Origin of the sequence: Streptomyces sp. NPDC102402 (assembly GCF_044765765.1) — a bacterium.
Lineage (GTDB): Bacteria > Actinomycetota > Actinomycetes > Streptomycetales > Streptomycetaceae > Streptomyces.
This window is the reverse complement of sequence record NZ_JBIWKR010000006.1, coordinates 63,937-81,938: the sequence shown is the minus strand read 5'-3', so window position 1 is coordinate 81,938 and position 18,002 is coordinate 63,937. Positions and strand designations below refer to the sequence as shown.

Sequence of the window (18,002 nt, the reverse complement as noted above, 5' to 3'; positions counted from 1 at the left end):
TGTCGTACCGGGTGTCAGCTCAGTCCGTTCCCGCTCCCGTTCCTCCCGCTCCCGCCGGACGCCAGCCCCGGGCGCGGGCCCGGGTGACGGCGAAGCCCGCCCACAGGACGGCCAGGACGGCGGCGGAGCCGACGAGGGCGAGGAGGGTGGCACGACCGGTGGCGCGGTCGGCGGCAGCCGTGTCGCGGACGGTCACGGGTTCCGACGGCCGCTCGGCACCGGGGGAAGCACCGGGCGCGCCGAGGATCGTGGTGACCGCGGCATAGGGGTCCAGCTGGGGAATGCCGGCCGGGTAGGCGGTGGCCGTCAGACGGCGGATGACGTCGTCGGGCTCCTCCCCGGGATAGGCGGCGCGCACCACCGCGACGGAGCCGGCGGCGAATGCGGTGGCCACCGAAGCGCCGGCGCCGAGGTAGTGCCCGTCGCCGCGCGGGCCGCCGGAGACCACCCCGGCACCGGGGGCGACCAGGTCGATGCCGGCGGTGGGCGGGGCGTCGTCCGGGCGGACACCGGTGGGGAGCATGTCGGCGACCGAGAGGACGCCGGGCTCGCCCGCCGGCCAGTAGGTGCGGGCCGGGATCTCCTCCGTGCCGCTCCGGGGCGGGTCCGGGGTCGCCGCGGCGACGACCACCGCGCCCGAACGCCGGGCCTCCGCAACCGCGCGGGTCAGCGCCGCGTCCCGGCGAGGCAGGGCCACCGCGACCGCGATCACGTCGGCCCGGGCGGCGGTCGCCTCGTTCAGGGCCTCGGCCACCAGGGCGGGAGTCGCCCGGCCGCGCGGGTCGGTGCCGCGCAGGGCCAGGATCCTCGCCTGTGGGGCGACACCGGCCAGTCGCGGGTTGCCGGCGCCGTTCCCGGCGATCAGCCCGGCCAGGAACGTGCCGTGCCCGACGCAGTCCTCACCGGCCGCGCCCTCGGCCGAGACCCGGCCTTTCAGCCCGGCCGCGTCGGGGGCGGCACCGGTGTCGATCAGAGCGACGGTCATGCCCTCACCCGTGCTGTGCCCGTGCAGCCGGTCCAGGTCGAGGCGCTGACGCGACCAGTCCTGCTTCTCCGCCCTCTCCCGGGAAGCGGGCGTGCAGGCCGCCTCTTCGGCCCCCGGATCAAGTGCGGACGGCATCCCCGGCAGCTCCTGGCCCTTCGCCCCGTCGGCCGCGGGCACGCGCGAGGGGGACGTCGCCTGGGCCGGTGGGGCGAAGGGCAGCAGCAGGGCGGCGGCGAGACCGGCACCGGAGAGCAGTCGAGCGGTCCCGCGGGGGTGCGGCCTCATCGGGGAGCCACCTTCGGTGCGGCGGCGACGATGTCCTCGGGTCGGAGGATGCGCAGGTCGTCCAGGGTGGGGGCGGCCAGCGAGCTGAGCCGTCCGGCCTGTCGGGTGACCATCGACTCGACCACCTGGCGGGCCAGTCGGGCGTTGCCGAAGGAACGGTCCCGGGGCAGCGCGTCGAAGTACTCCCTGAGCAGCGGCCCCGTGCCGGGTCCGCACTCGTACCCCATGGCCGATGCCTGGGCGCGCACGATGGTGACCAGTTCCTCGGACGAGTAGTCGGCGAAGGCGATCCGGCGCGGGAAGCGAGAGGCCAGACCCGGGTTGGAGCCGAGGAAGCGCTCCATCTCGTCGGTGTAGCCGGCGACGATGACCACCACCTCGTCGCGGTGGTCCTCCATCAGCTTCAACAGGGTGTCCACCGCCTCCTGGCCGAAGTCGGCGCCGCCGCCGCGCGGGGTCAGGGTGTAGGCCTCGTCGATGAACAGCACACCGCCGCGCGCCCGTTCGAAGACCTCGCGGGTGAGCTGGGCGGTGTGGCCGATGTAGCGGCCGACCAGGTCGGCGCGGGCGGCCTCGACCAGCTGGCCCCGGTCGAGTATGCCGAGCTGGGTCAGGACCTCTCCGTAGAGGCGGGCGACGGTGGTCTTGCCCGTGCCGGGCGGACCGGTGAAGACCAGGTGGTTGCTGAGCGAGGGGACCGGAAGCCCTGCGGCGGCCCGGTGGCGGGCGGTGGTGATGAGGTTGACCAGGTCGGCCACCTCGCGTTTCACCTCGGCGAGGCCGATCATGTCGCCGAGGCGGGTCAGCGGGTCGTGGTCCGCTGCCGCGGGCTCCCCGGCCTTCGCCGCGGCGGTGACGGAGACGTCCTCCGGCAGCAGCAGCCGCAGATCGTGTTCACCGACCTGCGCCTGCGTGGAGAGCCTGACCGCCTGCCGGTCGACCATCTCCTCGAACACCCCGCGTGCGGCACGGCCGTTGCCGAAGCCCTCGTCCCTCGGCATCGCGCCGAAGTGCGCGGCCAGCGCCGCCGCGGTGCCCTCACCCAGCTCGTACTGGTGCTGGGCGCACATGCTCTCCATGATCGCGACCAGGTCGGGCACCGAGTAGTTCTCGAACTCGACGGTCCGTGAGAAACGGGAGGCGAGACCGGGGTTGGAGCCGAGGAAGGAGACCATCTGCCGGGAATAGCCGGCGGCGACCACCACCACGTCGTCGCGGTGGTCCTCCATCAGCTTCAGCAGGGTGTCCACCGCCTCGCGGCCGAAGTCGGCGCCGCCGTTTCCGCTGTCGGCGGTCAGCGTGTACGCCTCGTCGATGAACAACACGCCGCCCAGCGCCCGTTGGAAGATGTCGGTGGTCTTGATCGCGGTGCCGCCGACGACCTGCGCGACAAGGTCGGCACGCGAGACCTCCACCAGGTGCCCGCTGCGCAGCGACCCCAGCTCGGCCAGGATGGCCCCGTAGAGGCGGGCGACGGTGGTCTTACCGGTGCCGGGCGGACCGGCGAAGATCAGGTGTCTGCTCATCGGCGGTGCGGACATGCCGAGTTGTTCGCGGCGCTGGGCGAGCTGGGTCAGGTTGACGAGGGTGCCCACCTGCTGCTTGACGTTCTCCAGGCCTATCAGGGCGTTGAGTGCGCCCAGCGGGCCGTCCGCACGGTCCGGCGGGGGCGTGTCCGCGGCCCCGGCGCCGGCCGGGTCGGTGTTCTCCGCGCTGCCGGTGCCCCAGGCGTCACGCTTGCCGTTGCCGACGCTGTTGAGGCCCTCCACGGCGAGCCGCTCACCGGGCACGGTCTGCACCAGGCCACCGCCCTCGTTCTCCCGGGCGTGGCAGTTGACCAGCGAGACCGGGGCGGTGGACTCCACCCGGAAGCCGTCCTGGGCACCGCCGGTGGCCTCGCAGCCGCTGAGTGAGGCGAGCGAACCCTCCCGGAGCAGGAAGGCATGGCCCTTGGGGGCGTGCACCGCGGTGCGGTTGGCCGTCAGCTCGCCACCGGCGGCGACCACCACACCCTCCTCGCCGGACATCTCGACGCGGAAGTCACGGACGGTGACGTTGCCCCCGTCCTCCACGACGAGGCCGCTGGTGGCGGTGTCCGACACCCCGCCCCCGGCCAGGTAGAAGGTGCTGCCGGAGGCCACGCGTACGCCCGCCCCCTTCGGCCGGACGATCTCGCAGTCCTCGGCCCTCCCCCGGGCCTCCCTGGTGGCCGTGAGTCCGTCGCCGGAGGGCTCCACCAGCCGGGCACGGCGCAGCAGCGGGTTGGCCCCGCCGAGCACCGCCACCGCGGGTGAACCCCCGATCACCTCGAGCCGGTCCAGTTCCGGTGCGGAGTCCTCCTCCAGGAGCAGCCCCGCCCCGTCGCAGTCACGCACCGTCAGTCCGGTCAGCGCCGGGGAGGATCCCCCCGCGACGCGGACCGCCGCGCCCTGCGCGCCGTCCACCCAGCAGTCCTCGAAGGTGCCGCGCGCCCGGTCGGTGACCAGCAGGCCGTGGCCACGGGTGCGCGAGACGCGGCAGCGGCGCAGCACCGGGTCGGTGCCCCCGGCCAGTGTGATTCCGTTCCCGGAGGCACCGGTGACACGGACGTCCTCCAGCGTCGTACGGCCCGTGCTGCTCAGGTGCACACCGGTGCTGGTGTCGTGCACCACGGTGCGCACGACCGAGACGGCGCAGCCCCCCTCCAGGGCGATGGACGGCTTGTCGGTGGAGGAGATGTCGCAGTCCTCGACGCTGCCTCGGGACTCGCCGTTGGCGAGCAGTCCGTTTCCGCGGGCACCGCGCACCGTGCAGTCGCGGACCCGCGCCTCTCCCTGCTCCGCGAGCACCAGGCCGCTGGTCCCCAGGTGCTCGAACGTACAGGACTCCACGGTGGTGGGCGCGTTCGACGTCACCACGACGCCGGCGCCCTGCGGGTTGCTGACCCGGCAGTCGCGCAGCGCGAGGGAGCCCGTTCCTCCGGCGAGCATCGCGGTCCAGGCGGCGCCGACGACCTCGCAGCCGTCGAGCGCGGCCTGACCGCGCCGTACGTCGACGGCCGGGAGCTCGGCGTCACCGCCGCGCAGCGTCAGCTCGGAGAGCATCACGGCGTCGGCACGCAGGGAGACGACGCTGCCCGCACGCGGCCGGATCTCCACGGTGCCCCGCCCCTCGGCGGCGGTGAGGGTCACCCTCGTGTGGATCACGAGGTTCTCCGCGTACGTCCCGGGGCGGACGCTGATGAGCGCACCGGTCCGGGCGGCAGCGAGTGCCTCACCGATCGTCCGGTAGCGGTCCCGGCTGTCAGGGCCGACCGACAGTACCTGGCGCGACACGCACCAACCTCCTTGCTACGGCAACGTCTTCAGCGTGCGTCCCCCTCTTCGCCGGGGACGTGTGTCGGGGGAGCCGACGGTGCCATCATGCCTCGCCCCCGGGACGGGCGGGTTCCGGGAGCGGTACTCCCGGTGCCGAGGCGTCGCGGTCAGGTGCTCCACTTCTGGGCGGGGTTGCCCGAGCACTTCAGCAGCTGCAGGGGAGCCCGGTTGTCGCGGTTGGCCCCCGCGATGTCGACGCACATGCCGACGACGGTGTTGACCAGGTCATGGCTGCCGTTCAGGGCGAACTTCTGGGCCGGGTTGTCGCTGCAGCGGGCGATCTGGATGACGGCGCCGTCGCTGAAGTTCGCGTTGGCCACGTCCAGGCACAGGCCCTTGATGCGAATGGTGCCGTCGGACGCGAACTGCCATTTCTGCGCGTCCGCGTTGTTGCAGTCCCACATGTGCAGCGCCTTGCCGTCGCTGAAGTCGTGCCCCGGTACGTCGATGCAACGGCCCGAGAGATGGCTGCGGAAGGAGACAGGGGCGCTGAGGGTGACCGCTGGAGCGGCCGCCGGCTTGTTCCTGGTGGTGCCGGACTTCTGATCGCCGCTCTGCTTCTTCGGCGCGGCCGGCTTCTCGGCGTCGTCCTTCTTCTCCGCTCCCGCGGCCTCGTCCTTGTCCGGCGCCGGGGCCTCGGGGGCCTGTTGCACCGTCTTGGCGGGCTTCTCGGACGCGTCCGGACCCTTTGTGCTGTCGCCCGGTGCGGCGGGCTCGGTCGGGGTCAGGCCGAACTCGCCCGGGGTCTCCTGCCCGCTGCCGGTGAGCACGGTCCCGGCTGCCGTCCTCGGCTGGTCGGGGTCCTTGTCGTCGCCCGTCGCAAGCACCAGGAACGGCACCGACACGAGCAGCGCCCCCGCTATCGCGGCCCCTGCCAGCACAGCCTTGCCCGGCCGCCCGACCGGTCCGGCCTGCTGCGGCCGGCCGATCGCGGTCGCGGTCATGGTGCGCACGAGCGCGGGCAGCCGGCTCTGCGCGGCGGCGGTGGCACCGGAGTCGGGGTCGCCCTCGGGGCGGCTGCCGGAGGCGTTCCCGGGGGTGGACTCGGGCTCAGGCTCGGCCCCGGACCCGGACACGGGCTCGGCCCCGGACTCGGACCCGGGCTCGGACCCTGACTCGGTGGTGGCGCCCACAGCTGTCTTCGCCTCGGCCGCACCGCCCGGCGTACCTGACTCCGGCCTCTCCTCCGCCGCGTTGCCCGACGCTGCGGTCTCCGCCGCGTCGGCAGCCGCCGCTGTCTCCGCCTCGGGCCCGGACGTGGCGGGCTTCGCCCCGGCCTCGGGCCCGGACGTGGCGGACTTCGCCTCCGGTGTGGACTCCGCGAGGGCGGCGGGGGCCGACTCCTCGCTCTCGGAACCGGACTCCGCGGGAACCCGTGGGGAGGCGGGGGGTTGCTGAGCCGAACGCGTCACGGGGTTCTCCCTGTGGTGTGGGGCCAGGGTCGGGGTGGGCTGTCGGCCCCGCCCGCGGAGGGGTCCGCGGACGGAGCACCGGTACGGAGCACCGCGCCGGAGAGGTGTACGGGCGTTTCCCCGGCAGGGGCCTTCTTCTCGTCCATCGCACGGTCGGGGCCGAGCAGGCTGTCCGCCGGGACGAGCAGGGGTGCCGCCGCTGCGGCGTTGACCATCAGCAGCGTGCCGGGATCGCTGAGTGACCGGGCCAGCTCCGCCGCCGGCAGCGTGTCATGGTGAAGTGCCCGGGACATGAACTCGTGTGCCGGCGAGGTGAACAACAGCACCACAGGCGCGCCGTCCCGCCCGGTGGCCATGAGCGGCCCGCCGTCGGTTCCACGCACCACGGAGACCTCGGCCGCCGCCAGCGCCTCCAGCGCCGCTGCCACCGAGCCGTAGCCGGTGGCGGCCCGCTGCGCCGCGGCGTCCACCGGGTCGGTGGGCTCCGGCCAGTCGAGCGTCCGCGCGGAAGGGCGGTACGCGGGATTGGCCCGGTACTCCCCCACTCCGCCGTCGTCGTCCGACTGCCACTCGCCGACCACCGCCCACTCCGGCGGCGCCCCCTCCGCGGTCCACTCCGGGTCCACCACGCCGATCCAGTGACCCGGCGCCTGGCGGGCGGCAGCGCTCACGGCCTCGGGTATGAGGGGTGGTTCGACAGCTCCGCCGTCGGATGACAACCCGTCAGCGGGGAGACTGACGACGAACGGGACGCTCTGCCCGCCCTCTTGCCGCTCTCCGGGCCGCATCTCCACCTGAACTCTTGGGTACGTAGGCATCCTTGGGTGCCGAGCGGCTTGAGCACACGCCGACACCGGTCAAACCGATCAACAGGATGTCACACCAGCCCCACCCGTGGACGTCCGCCCAGGGTCCGTATCGGGCGCCCGCGTAGCCGTTTGCCGCCCGAACGGGGAACGATCCGGGAGCAGCGAGGCGCAGGCGGACAAAGCGACGGGGACATGCGGGGTGAGGAAGCGCCGTCAACTCCCGACGGGCTGCGTCGTCCACGCGACCGGTCCCTTCGGCTCACAGCGCCTTCCGGCCCGGACGCCCGAACCGGGCGGACGGGCCCCCCGCCGCCCACAGCCCTGGAGCCGGCTCCACCGCCGCCCACGGCCTGTCCTGGAGCCGGCTCCGAGTCAGCCGGCCTGGCCGAGGGCCGCCCGCCGATGGCATCATCTGCGGGATGCCCGATCACCTGGAGCTCGGCCCCTACACCGTCACCGCCCTCGCCGACAGCGCGGGCCCCTTCTTCTCGCCCAGGTCCGAGGCGTTCCCCGATGCCACCGGGGAACAGTGGGCGGCGGCGGACGAGTTCGACCCCGGCGCGCTCGACGCCGACGGGCGCTGGTGGCTCCAGTTCCGCGCGTTCGCCATCCGCGGCGGCCAGGGTGTGACGCTGGTCGACGCGGGAATCGGCCCGGCCGACGGCCCGGCGGCCTCGTGGGCTCCCGTGCCCGGGGCGCTCCCGGCCTCACTGGCCGCCGCCGGTATCGAACCGTCCGACGTGGACACGGTGGTGCTCACGCACCTCCACACCGACCACGTGGGCTGGGCCGTCGTCGGCGAGGAGGCACGGCCGTTCTTCCCGAACGCCGAGTACCTGTTGCAGCAGGCCGAGATCGACGCGATCGAGGAGATCAACCCGCAGTTGCGGTCCACGGTGATCGACCCGCTCCGGAAGGCCGGTCAGCTACGGCTGCTCGACGGCGGCGCCCCGCTGAGCAGCGGCGTGCGCGTGCTCGCCACTCCCGGCCACACACCCGGACACCAGAGCGTGCTCGTCGAGTCCGGCCGCGACCTGGTCGCTGTCACCGGCGATCTGCTCGTGCACGCGATCCAGCTGCTCCACCCCGAACTCGCCTACGCCCACGAGACGGACGTCGCACAGGCCAGGTCCTCGAGGGAGCAGTTGCTGCGCAGCCGGGCCGCCGACACCCTCCACCTCGCGACACCGCACCTGACCCAGCCGTTCGTCACGCGCTGAACCACCCGGCGGGTCGCTCGTCGGCTCCGGGACGGTGGGCCGGAGCCGCAGGCTCCGGGACGGTGGGCCGGAGCCGCAGGCTCCGGGACGGTGGGCCGGAGCCGCAGGATCCGGGGACAGGTCCGTCGGACGGCGGACCGAGCCTGGATGACGGGCATGGCCGTGGCGTGACGACGGACCGCGTGGAGGGAAACCCGCGGCAGCCGACCACCCGTCAGGAGCGGCTGCGCAGCAGGAGCAGAGCGATGTCGTCGGTGCGCGCGTGATGAAGGCCTGCGTGACGGAGGAGGCTGTCGCACAGGTCGTCGAGAGACCGGTCACCGTCCCTGGTGAGGACGTGAGCCAGAGCGGCGATCGAGTCGGTGAGGTCGACGTCCGGGGTTTCCACGAGCCCATCGGTGTAGAGGGCGAGGAGGGACCCTTGAGGCAGCGGAACGGTGGTGAGCGGATAGTCGGCCTCTGCGCACATGCCGATGCCGAGCAGGGGGCCGGGTTCCACCTCGAGCGCCATGGTCTGCGGAGTAGCCGCCGGGTCGCGCAGCAGCGGCGGCGGATGTCCTGCGCTGGCCAGTTGAAGGCGATGCGCGGCGAGGTCGATGTGGATGTACAGGCAGGAGACGAACAGGTCCGTCTCGAGATCCATGAGCACGCGGTTGGTGCGGGCCAGGACTTCGCCGGGCAGGGTGCCGGCGGTGGCGTGGACGGCGGTGCGGACCTGCCCCATCAGGGCCGCGGCGTTGATGTTGTGCCCCTGCACGTCTCCGATGACGGCGGCGGCGGACGTGTCGCTGAGTCGGATCAGGTCGTAGAAGTCGCCGCCGACGTCGACGCCGCGGGCGGCCGGCAGATAGCGGGCTGCGACGGAGAGGCCGGGAACGGCGGGCAGTGTCATCGGGAGGAGGGCTTGTTGCAGACCGTGCGCGAGGTCGTGCTTGGCGTCGTACAGGAGGGATCGGTCCATGGCCTGTGCGATGAGCCCGCTCAGTGACACGAGGATCGCGCGGTCGCTCGCGCTGAAGGTGTGCGGGCGGTCGTAGGACAGGACACAGCAGCCCGGCGGTCGGACACCACCAGGGGCAGGAATGCCCAGGCACGTTTTCCGCTGAGGACGGATGCCCGTGGATAGGCGCGGGTCATCTCGGCGGGATCGGCGAAGAAGGCCGGGACACCGCTGCGCAGAGTCTGACCGGCGGGTGTGAGGTCCGTGTCCAGGGGCAGGCCGTCCAAGCGGGCGACGTTGCGCGGGTCGTAGCCCCGGTGCCCGATGATCCTCAGGCGTCCGGCATCCGCGGCGGAGATGACCATGCCCTGCGCTCCGAAGGCGGGCAGAATCTGGTCGGCCACCATGGTGACGACGTCTGCCACGGTGACGGTCTGGCTCAGAGCGGCCGCCAGGTGGATCAGCTGATGGATCCTCCCGGTGCCGGCTGCCCCGGGCGAGGCGCCCAGCGGCGTGGTGATGTGGGGCGGCGGGCTCTCCGCTGCCGGCTGTCCGCCGGGGCTGGGGGAAATGAGGGCGCTGATGCCGCTGTCACCGGGGTACAGCCGGATGTCGAGCCAGTCATCGGGCGGGCGCAGCGCGGTGTACGCGACGGGCTCCCGGCTGAAGACAGCGGTGCGGTAGTGATCCTCGTGCACCGGATCGTCGAGCCATGGCACCGCCTGCCACGGCAGATTTCCCAGGAGGCTCTCCACCGGACGGCCGAGCATCCGGGCAGCGGCGTCGTTGACATAGGTGATGCGGCCCTGCAGGTCGAAACTGAGGGCACCGGCAGGCAGCCGCTGCAGGAGGTCGTCGGCGGCGAGGCCGGTCTGCGCCGGGTCCGGGCCCGGCGTCCGCAGAGGCACCGCACGCGGCTGGTCGGGAATCCTCCATGGCACAGGCGCTTCGTCCAGCACTCGGGCGATGCGGCTGGCGCTGGAAAGGACGTGCCCCCGCTCGCGGCGGGTCAGGGCAGGCGGACGGTCCTTGGGCCACACCAGCACCAGTGCTCCCCAGAGGCGCAGGCCGTTCAGTGGCGCGAAAGCCAGCGCGAACTGGTAGGGCAGGCCGGCCGCGGCGTTCGGGTACAGGCGCGCCATCTCCTCCTGCCGCCCCACCCAGACCAGATGGTTCTCCCGTACCGCTTCGGACAGCGGCCCGGCAGCCGATACGGCCACCCTCCGCCATGGGGCCGCCGTGTTCACCGGCAGACCGCACACCGCCGTGAGGCACAGCACCGGTTCGTCAGCCGCGAGCAGATACACGCCTGCGGCCAGCGCCCCTGTGCTCTGAACCGTGCGGTTGAGCACCTGGTCCAGAGACGCCCCACTGCCAGGTGCAGCACTGCCGTCACTCACATATACGACGATAAGCCGTCCTAGGTGAAACAGGTGTGTCAAGCGATTTCGAGCAGTGCACGAGCAGGGCTTCCCGACAGCGCTCAAAAGCTCCGCTCTTCGGAATCCGGGGCCGGCGGGCTCTGGATCCGCCCTACCGGCGCACTTCTCGAAGTGTCAGTCCTCGCGCACGGTGCGCACGGCGCCGGTTCCGCGCGACGAGCACCGCTTCCGCCCGCGGGAGGCTTCACCGCCGGCGGCCGGTGTCAACTACGCGGAGATCGCCAGGAACCTGGGGCTTGACGGCGTACGGGTGGAGAAGCCCAAGCACGTGGAAGCCGCATGGGACCAGGCGCTCGCAGCCGACCGCCCCTTCGTCATCGACTTCCGCACCGATCCCGCCGTCCCGCCCATTCCGCCGCACGCCTCGCTGGACCAGATCGAGGCCGCGGCTTCCGCGATCCTCCACGGTGACAGCGACCGCGGCTCCATGATCAGGCATGGTCTGAAGGCCAAGGTGCAGGACGTGCTGCCGGGAAGCCGGCACCGTTCCGGCCGGCCCGGCGCCGGGCGGCACGACAGCACCGAGGAGAACCATTGACGTACCGGTGTCCCACAGGCGTGGTCGCGGCCGGGCTCCCGCCCCGTCGGGCCTCTCGGGGCCGGTCGCGGCGCGAGAGGGCTCTCCCGGATCGCGAGCGCCTGGTTTTGCGCGTGTGATGGGGGTAGCCGTCCATGTGCCGCGAGTCGTGAAGGCTCGTCGGTCTGCTCGATGGAGGAGGAAGTGCCATGCCGGCAGGATCCAGTCGCAAGCGTGAGCGCCAGTACGAGCACATCAAGGAAGGTGCCGAGAAGCGCGGCACCTCCGAGAAGCGGGCGAAGGAGATCGCCGCCCGCACGGTCAACAAGGAACGGGCCCGCTCAGGGGAGTCGGAGACGGCGAGCAAGACGTCCACGCGTGACCCCAAGTCCGCCCCTCAGCGCGGCGGTCAGCGCTCCCACAGCGGCCCCGGAGGGCCGACCAAGGACCAGCTCTACGAGGAGGCCAGGAAGAAGAACGTCGAAGGACGCTCGTCGATGACCAAAGACCAGTTGAGCAAGGCACTCGGCCGCTGACCACGCGCCGGGGCCGTGCTCGGCGTTGAGGCCGTTCCTCGTCGCAGGGGTCGCACCCTGGCACGACCGGAGCGAGCGCGCTGAGTACGCGAGGCCAGGCCCGGACAGACCACTTCAGAGGCGCACCGATCCCGGTGCTGTCCTCGCTGTGTGCCGCCAGATCTCGTTGCTGGGCCGCTGGGCCGTCATCAATGACGCAGTCCGCCGTCACTTGAGCAGCGGCCTCCAGCCTGCTGCCCCGCGCCTGACAACGCGGTGGGCAGCACAGGCCGTACTTCACCCGCCCGTCGGTCCCGTGCGGACGGACCACGGCAATGACGGTGCGTGCAGCCCGTACACACTCCTCCCCCGCAGCGCCGCACGCGCGGCGTTGGCGCCGGGGGCGCCGTGCACGCCGCCGCCCGGGTGGGCCGAGGCCGAAGCGAGGTACAGGCCCTTCACCGGTGTTTCCGGCCGCCCGTTACCGGCCGTCGGGCGGAACACGAGCTGCTGGTGTGCGGCCGCGGTCCCGCCGTTGATCGCGCCGCCGTGCAGGTTGGCGTCCATGGACTCGAGGGTGGGCGGTGGCAGAAGGCGCCGGGAGATGACGCGGGAGCGGAACCCCGGTGCCCAGCGTTCGACCTCGTTCTCCATACGGTCGGCCATCGCTTCCTGCTCGCGCCGGTCCCATCGCCCCGTCAGGTCGTCCTCGCCGGCGTCTCCCTTGACCCGGTGCGGGACGTGGGTGTAGGCCCAGGCCGACTCCGTGCCGGCGGGTGAGCGCGTGGCGTCGGCGGTGGTCATCTGCCCGAAGACGAGGAAGGGCCGGTCGGGCACCCGGCCTGTCGCGATCTGGGCGGCGAAGCGGGTGAGACCGTCCACTCCGTCGGCCAGGTGGACGGTTCCCGCCGTGGACGCGGCCCCAGCGGTCCAGGGCACGCGACCGTCCAGCGCCCAGTCGACCTTGAACGTCGCGAAGTCCCATTGGAACCGGCGCAGGTCGCTCAGCATCCGGCTGGGCAGATGCCGTGCGTCGACCAGTTCGCCGTAGAGCGCCGGCGCGGACACGTCAGCAAGCACGGCACGGGACGCCGGCACGTCCTCACCCCCCGCGGTGCGTACGCCGACAGCGCGTCCGCCGCGTACGACGACCTCGGTCACGCGCTCTCCGCAGCGGACCACTCCGCCGTACCGCTCCAGCCGTCGCACCAGCGCCGCCGTGAGGGCCGCGGCTCCCCCTGCAGGCACCGGGAAGCCGTAGGTCTGCCCGAGCATGGACATGAGCCATCCGTAGCCTCCGCTGCCCGCTGCCTCGGGGCCGAGGTCCGCGTGGAGCGCGTTGCCCGCGAGGAGGATCCTGGCCGCCTCCCCGCGGAACTCCTCCTCACCCAGTCGACGCACGGGCAGCACCATCGTCCGTGCCATCCGGAGACCTCCGGAGGCCCGGAGCCTGGCAGCGAGACGGACAGCGGAGCCCACCGGCGGGAAGGGGGTGAACAGGGCCCGCAGGATGTCGGGGCCCAGGCGACTCCATGTGCGGTACAGAGCGAGCCAGGCAGCCCCGTCGCCCGCTGCGAACGCGTCCAGCCCCGCCGCTGTGTCCTCCGCCCGGCGGTCGATTACCGCGCACCGGCCGGCAGGCAGCGGATGCGCCAGCACACGCGGGGCACGGCTCCACCTGAGCCCCTCCTCCCGGAGCTTCAGGCCGTCGATGACCGGCGAGGCGGCAGCGAGCGGATAGAACGCGCTGAAGAGGTCGCTCACGTGATCGGGATGGACGCCCCGGTCGCTACGGACCGCACCACCAGGCTCGGGCTGTGCCTCCAGCACCTCCACGCTCCACCCCGCGGAGGCGAGCAGATTCGCTGCGACGAGACCGTTCGGCCCCGCGCCGATGACCACCGCGTCCGGCATCGATGCCTCCAGGAGTCTGGTACATGAGATCCGTCAGCCCCCGCCGTGCCGCCGTGCGCACAGCCGCGGATCAGGATCCCGCTGTGTCATGCACCCGCTTCGCGGTCTTCTCCACGGTGTCGGCCAATCGCGCCAGCACGCTGCGGTGGCGCATCTGGATCAGTGCGTCCGCAACCGCGTTGTGAAGCTTCCCGGCCGGCCCGCGCAGAGGGTGCTCGTCGATGGTCACGAGGGCGTCCTCGCCCCATCGCCGGACCTCCAACGCGATGCGGGCGGTGCCGAGCCACCCGCTGTGAGCCTCCAGCTCCAGCACGTCGGGGGGCTCGCTGCGCCGGACGACGGTGCTTCCGGCCGCGGACCACCGTCCCAGACGGACCGTGTACGTGATGCTGGAGCCGACCTGCGGCCATACACCCTCGTCAGGCCGTGACTCGGATGTTCCCACCACCCAGTCGCCGTATCGTCTGCTGTCGGCGAGAACCGCCCAGACGTCTTCCACACTGCTTCTGATCAATCGGTGTCGTACAGCCATCGACCCTCCAGGTCTCGCAGGTGTGCGCCGGGCCCCGGTACCCGACGCGAACGGGCCCACTCACTCCATGAGCTTTCGGGGGGCCGCTCTCTCAGGGCCTGGATGGACGTATGGGGCCCTGAGGCCTCTCCGACAGGCGTCGTGATCACCGGACGAGCCCTGGCCGGATCAGGGAAGCGGAGTGCCTCCGGTGGCGTTCATGATCTCCGCGGTGATGTAGCTCGCGTGCTCCGAAGCCAGGAACACGTACGCGGGCGCCATCTCCGCGGGCTGAGCCGGCCGGCCCATCGGCGCCTGCTTGCCGAACTCCTTGGTGTCCGGCAGCGTCGCCGGGATCAGCGGCGTCCACACCGGCCCCGGAGCAACGGCGTTGACCCGGATTCCCTCCTCGACCAGCATCTGTGCGAGGCCCTGTGTGAACGTCACGATGGCGCCCTTGGTCATGGCGTAGTCGAGCAGGTGAGGGCTCGGCTTGTACGCCTGCACCGAGGTGGTGTTGATGATGGATCCACCTGACGGAATGTGCGGCACGGCCATCTTGCTCAGCCAGAACATGCCGTACAGGTTCGTGCGCATCACCCGGTCGAACTGCTCCGTGGTGATGTCCTGGATGCCGCCGGGCTGGGACATCTGATAGGCCGCGTTGTTGACCAGTACATCGATGTGCCCGAACTCCGACACGGCCCGTTCGACGAGGCGACGGCACTGTTCCTCTTCCCGGATGTCGCACGGCACGGCCAAGCCGCGGCGGCCCGCCTCCTCGATGAGGCGGGCCGTCTCCTCGGCGTCCGCCGCCTCGGCGGGCAGATGGGTGAACAGGACGTCCGCACCTTCGCGTGCGTAGGCGAGGGCGACGGCCCGCCCGATACCCGAATCACCACCGGTCACCACCGCAGCCCGGTTCGCCAGCAATCCGCTCCCACGGTAGGAGTCCTCGCCGTGGTCAGGGGGCGGGTCCATCGGACCGGTCCAGCCCGGCGGCTCCTGGTCCTGCTGAGCGAACTCCGGCTGCGGGTGCTTGGTCGCCGGGTCCTGCGGAGTGCCACCCATCACTGCCGCTCCCTTTCCTCGGGTCCACTGCTTCCAGCTTGCGCCGCGGCTGAGGGAGACGCGAACGCTCGCTCGCGGTGGTCGAAGTGCGTGGAGGCAGCTCTCCCGCAGCACGGTGTCCCGTGATCCGCTGGACACCGAAGCGTTTACTTACGGGCTCCTGTCCCCGTTTCCTGCCGACGAACGTCCTCGGCTCCGACCGTGGGCAGGCCACCGCAGTCTGGATGGTTGAAGGCCCTGTTCAGCGAGGGACCGGCGCCTTGGTCACCGGATGTCAGCTGAGCGTCCTGGCCACGCAGTCGCTGACCACGCCGCGGAGGCTGCCCGTGCGGGCGAGCGCTTCCCGTTGGGTCCGTGCCCCCGTCCCACGGTGCAGCAGTGCGCACAGAGCCGCTTCGGTCGCCTCGAAGTCGCCGCTGTCCTCCAGGGCATCGCGGGCGTGCGCCAGCAGGGCGTCCACGACCTCGGACGCCGGCACGGGGAGCATGGTCGCCGGGTGCAGTAGTTTCCCGTCCATACCGGCGCGGCCGGCCTGCCAGGCGGCCATCCGCAACAAACCCACGCTGACCGGGTCAGCCGGTGCGCCCGCGCACCAGTCGCGTGCGGCCGTCTCGACCAGCCCTCGCGCGAGCGTGGCGAGCAGGGCGGCGTCGGCGGGTTCCAGACATACGTCCGCGACCCGGATCTCGACTGTCGGGTACCGGTGCGACAGCCGTGCGTCGAAGTAGATCATTCCCTTGTCGCGCAGCACTCCGGTACCGATGAGCGCGTCGACCTGCGCGTGGTAGCGCTCCGCGGAGCCGAAGGACTCCACCGGCCCGGCCGACGGCCAGCGCCCCCAGACCCTGCTGCGATAACTGGCGTACCCGGTGTCACGGCCCTGCCAGAAGGGGGAGTTGGCGCTCAGCGCGAGCAGCACGGACAGCCAGGGACGGACGCGGTCCAGCACCCCCACACCCTCCTCGTCCGACTCCACGGAGACGTGCACGTGACACCCGCAGGTCAGCTGTTCCTGCGCGGTCAGTCCGAACCTCCTGGCCATCCACTGGTACCTCTCACCTTCGCCGATGGCTGCGCTGACCGGCAGGGGCGTGGTCGCGAGTGCGACCACGGCGGCACCCGCCCGGGCCGCACTCTGCGTCGCTTCGGCCCGCCGGCTGCAGATCTCCTCGGCGAGTTCGCCCATGTCGGCGCGCGGTCGGGTGGCGAACTCCAGTTGCTGATCGTGGAGCTCCGGCTCGAAGACGGAGTCCCCCTGCGCACGGCGCTCCGCGAGGGCCACCACGGCCTTCGACAGTGCGCGAGGCTCATGGCTCCGCGCGTCGACGAGCAGCAGTTCCTCCTCGACACCCACCGTGCGCGCCATCATGACCTTCCTCGCCCCGTCATCCAGCATGCTCCATGTGTCCCGGCGTCGTCGCGGGCCCGGCGTTGCTCACATCGAACACACGTGTGCCGATCACACCGGCCGCGGGGCTGCGGCGGCCGAACACCGCCCGACCGCCCGATTCCACGCCGCGTCCAGTGTGGACTGGCCGCCAGGCTGACGGCCGGTGCGCGCCGTGAGTGATCCTCGGGTCTGCTCGGTACACCCACGGTCAGGCGGCGAAACCCTTGAAAGCCTGCTCTTCTGGAGCTATCAGCCGAAAACCGTCCGAAGGAGAGCATCGTGGCGTCACAAGGCTCCGGCATCTCGTACACCGTGCCGGGAATGAGCACTCAGGACAGCGGCCGGATAGTGACGATGCTGCAGGTGCGCCTGCACGCGCTCAACGACCTCCACCTCACGTTGAAGCACATCCACTGGAACGTCGTCGGACCTCACTTCATAGCCGTGCACGAGATGATCGACCCACAGGTCGACCAGGTCCGCTCGATGACGGACGACCTGGCCGAACGCATCGCGACTCTCGGCGGTGAGCCGGACGGGACCCCCGGGGCGCTGGTCAAGGCACGCACCTGGAACGACTACTCGATAGGCCGCGCCGAAGCCATCGAGCACCTCGGTGCTCTCGACCTCGTCTACACCGCCCTCATCAAGGACCACCGGGAAGCCATGCGGGCTACCGAGGAGTCCGATCCTGTCACCCAGGACATGCTCATCGAGCAGCTACGCGGTCTCGAACTGTTCCAGTGGTTCGTCCGCGCCCATCTCGAGTCCAGCGGCGGCCGGCTCAGCACACGCGGCGCAACCACGGAGTCCGGCGCCGCCGGCCAGGCAGCCGACCAGGCCCGTAACCAGCCCTGACCAGTCGGGCAGACCGCCGAGCGGGCATGCACGAGCAGTCGACGCCTGCGTCGGACGGCATGGCCTCACATGCAGGGTGAGGACCGATCGACGGAAACCACCCTGAGGGAGCCCGTCCGCGGTGCCGTCGAGAGGCATCAGTGTGCCGGGGTCCCACGCGGAGCAGGCAATCCGGGCAAATCTCTTCATGCGCGCGAGATTCCGTTCATCAGAGCGATGAATCCAGAATTCCGTTTGCACGGAGGGCCGGGCAGGCAGAACGAGAACCATGGGTGACTACGACAATTCGATCATGGTGGCGGTCGGGCCCGAGCGGCTCTTCTCCTACCTCGCCGACGTGCAGAACCTGCCCGCGTACATGCCCCGGCTGACCTCCGCACACCCTCATGACGGAGACCGGGTCACGGTCACCGCCCATATCGACCCGCCGGACGCCCCCGAACAGGACGTCACCAGCGAGGCCTGGATCCGCGTCGTCGAGGAAGGCAAGAGTCTTCAGTGGGGAGCACCCGGCCCCCACGACTACCGAGGCCGGCTCCATGTGTCACCAGGCAACGGGCCGGACAGCTCCCGGCTCACCGTCGAACTGCACACCCGGACCACCGAAGGCGACCACGTCGACCACGGCCTTCAAGAAGCCCTGGACGGCATCAAGACCGCCGTCGAGAACGCCGAACGCTGACACCGGTCCACCCGCGAGGAGAACCGGCCCCGCTCAGCCCGGTCGGCCAGCCCCAGGCCCCTTCCGGCTCCACTCCCCCTCTGCCCGGCCGAGGT

At 71.7% G+C, this 18,002-nt stretch carries 12 protein-coding genes and 2 pseudogenes; 5 read left to right on the top strand and 9 right to left on the bottom strand.

Annotated features, from left to right (window positions below):
* Nucleotides 1-19: 19 nt before the first annotated feature.
* From ACIRJR_RS19770 to ACIRJR_RS19755, 4 genes are all read right to left on the bottom strand, one after another.
* Complete coding sequence (locus tag ACIRJR_RS19770; RefSeq protein WP_403782157.1) at nt 20-1,270, bottom strand: S8 family serine peptidase; 1,251 nt, start codon at nt 1,268-1,270, stop codon at nt 20-22.
* A complete protein-coding gene (locus ACIRJR_RS19765; protein ID WP_403782154.1) occupies nt 1,267-4,584 on the bottom strand; it encodes a right-handed parallel beta-helix repeat-containing protein in 3,318 nt (1,105 codons plus the stop codon). The genes ACIRJR_RS19770 and ACIRJR_RS19765 overlap by 4 nt, the downstream gene beginning before the upstream one ends.
* A gap of 149 nt (nt 4,585-4,733) precedes the next feature.
* On the bottom strand, nt 4,734-6,038 hold the full coding sequence (locus ACIRJR_RS19760) for a ricin-type beta-trefoil lectin domain protein (RefSeq protein WP_403782151.1): 1,305 nt from the start codon (nt 6,036-6,038) through the stop codon (nt 4,734-4,736).
* Nucleotides 6,035-6,832 (bottom strand): type VII secretion system-associated protein, encoded by a 798-nt coding sequence (locus ACIRJR_RS19755; protein ID WP_403782148.1) that lies wholly within the window; start codon nt 6,830-6,832, stop codon nt 6,035-6,037. The genes ACIRJR_RS19760 and ACIRJR_RS19755 overlap by 4 nt, the downstream gene beginning before the upstream one ends.
* A 434-nt stretch (nt 6,833-7,266) precedes the next feature.
* Between ACIRJR_RS19755 and ACIRJR_RS19750 the strand changes: the two genes are divergently transcribed.
* On the top strand, nt 7,267-8,067 hold the full coding sequence (locus ACIRJR_RS19750) for an MBL fold metallo-hydrolase (RefSeq protein ID WP_403782145.1): 801 nt from the start codon (nt 7,267-7,269) through the stop codon (nt 8,065-8,067).
* A 214-nt stretch (nt 8,068-8,281) separates the two neighbouring features.
* On the opposite strand, the pseudogene ACIRJR_RS19745 reads toward ACIRJR_RS19750, so the two are convergent.
* Nucleotides 8,282-10,407 (bottom strand): annotated as a pseudogene (locus ACIRJR_RS19745) (SpoIIE family protein phosphatase).
* A gap of 205 nt (nt 10,408-10,612) precedes the next feature.
* Here ACIRJR_RS19745 and ACIRJR_RS19740 point away from each other — a divergent pair.
* A pseudogene (locus ACIRJR_RS19740) lies at nt 10,613-10,987 on the top strand (thiamine pyrophosphate-dependent enzyme); the annotation flags it as partial.
* A 188-nt stretch (nt 10,988-11,175) separates the two neighbouring features.
* A complete protein-coding gene (locus tag ACIRJR_RS19735) occupies nt 11,176-11,502 on the top strand; it encodes a plasmid stabilization protein (RefSeq protein ID WP_403782142.1) in 327 nt (108 codons plus the stop codon).
* Nucleotides 11,503-11,778: 276 nt separating this feature from the next.
* On the opposite strand, the gene ACIRJR_RS19730 is transcribed toward ACIRJR_RS19735, so the two are convergent.
* The 4 genes from ACIRJR_RS19730 to ACIRJR_RS19715 all read right to left on the bottom strand — a co-directional run bounded on the left by ACIRJR_RS19730 (nt 11,779) and on the right by ACIRJR_RS19715 (nt 16,343).
* Complete coding sequence (locus tag ACIRJR_RS19730; RefSeq protein WP_403782139.1) at nt 11,779-13,395, bottom strand: phytoene desaturase family protein; 1,617 nt, start codon at nt 13,393-13,395, stop codon at nt 11,779-11,781.
* A 70-nt stretch (nt 13,396-13,465) separates the two neighbouring features.
* Nucleotides 13,466-13,927, bottom strand: a complete 462-nt coding sequence (locus ACIRJR_RS19725) for an SRPBCC family protein (RefSeq protein WP_403782136.1) — start codon at nt 13,925-13,927, stop codon at nt 13,466-13,468.
* 168 nt (nt 13,928-14,095) lie between these two features.
* Entirely contained in the window at nt 14,096-14,977 is an 882-nt protein-coding gene (locus ACIRJR_RS19720) for an SDR family oxidoreductase (RefSeq protein WP_403782133.1), read from the bottom strand.
* Nucleotides 14,978-15,251: 274 nt separating this feature from the next.
* Entirely contained in the window at nt 15,252-16,343 is a 1,092-nt protein-coding gene (locus tag ACIRJR_RS19715; protein ID WP_403782839.1) for a glutamate--cysteine ligase, read from the bottom strand.
* A 345-nt stretch (nt 16,344-16,688) separates the two neighbouring features.
* Here ACIRJR_RS19715 and ACIRJR_RS19710 point away from each other — a divergent pair, with 345 nt between their 5' ends.
* Nucleotides 16,689-17,225 (top strand): Dps family protein, encoded by a 537-nt coding sequence (locus ACIRJR_RS19710; protein ID WP_403782130.1) that lies wholly within the window; start codon nt 16,689-16,691, stop codon nt 17,223-17,225.
* Nucleotides 17,226-17,493: 268 nt separating this feature from the next.
* Entirely contained in the window at nt 17,494-17,907 is a 414-nt protein-coding gene (locus ACIRJR_RS19705) for an SRPBCC family protein (RefSeq protein WP_403782127.1), read from the top strand.
* The last annotated feature ends 95 nt before the right edge of the window (nt 17,908-18,002 follow it).

Bases quoted from the DNA above. Each gene is read 5' to 3' on its own strand.
- ACIRJR_RS19725 (WP_403782136.1), bottom strand. From the start codon at position 13,927: ATGGCTGTACGACACCGATTGATCAGAAGCAGTGTGGAAGACGTCTGG.
- ACIRJR_RS19705 (WP_403782127.1), top strand. From the start codon at position 17,494: ATGGGTGACTACGACAATTCGATCATGGTGGCGGTCGGGCCCGAGCGG.
- ACIRJR_RS19735 (WP_403782142.1), top strand. From the start codon at position 11,176: ATGCCGGCAGGATCCAGTCGCAAGCGTGAGCGCCAGTACGAGCACATC.
- ACIRJR_RS19720 (WP_403782133.1), bottom strand. From the start codon at position 14,977: ATGGGTGGCACTCCGCAGGACCCGGCGACCAAGCACCCGCAGCCGGAG.
- ACIRJR_RS19710 (WP_403782130.1), top strand. From the start codon at position 16,689: ATGAGCACTCAGGACAGCGGCCGGATAGTGACGATGCTGCAGGTGCGC.
- ACIRJR_RS19715 (WP_403782839.1), bottom strand. From the start codon at position 16,343: ATGGCGCGCACGGTGGGTGTCGAGGAGGAACTGCTGCTCGTCGACGCG.
- ACIRJR_RS19730 (WP_403782139.1), bottom strand. From the start codon at position 13,395: ATGCCGGACGCGGTGGTCATCGGCGCGGGGCCGAACGGTCTCGTCGCA.
- ACIRJR_RS19750 (WP_403782145.1), top strand. From the start codon at position 7,267: ATGCCCGATCACCTGGAGCTCGGCCCCTACACCGTCACCGCCCTCGCC.
- ACIRJR_RS19770 (WP_403782157.1), bottom strand. From the start codon at position 1,270: ATGAGGCCGCACCCCCGCGGGACCGCTCGACTGCTCTCCGGTGCCGGT.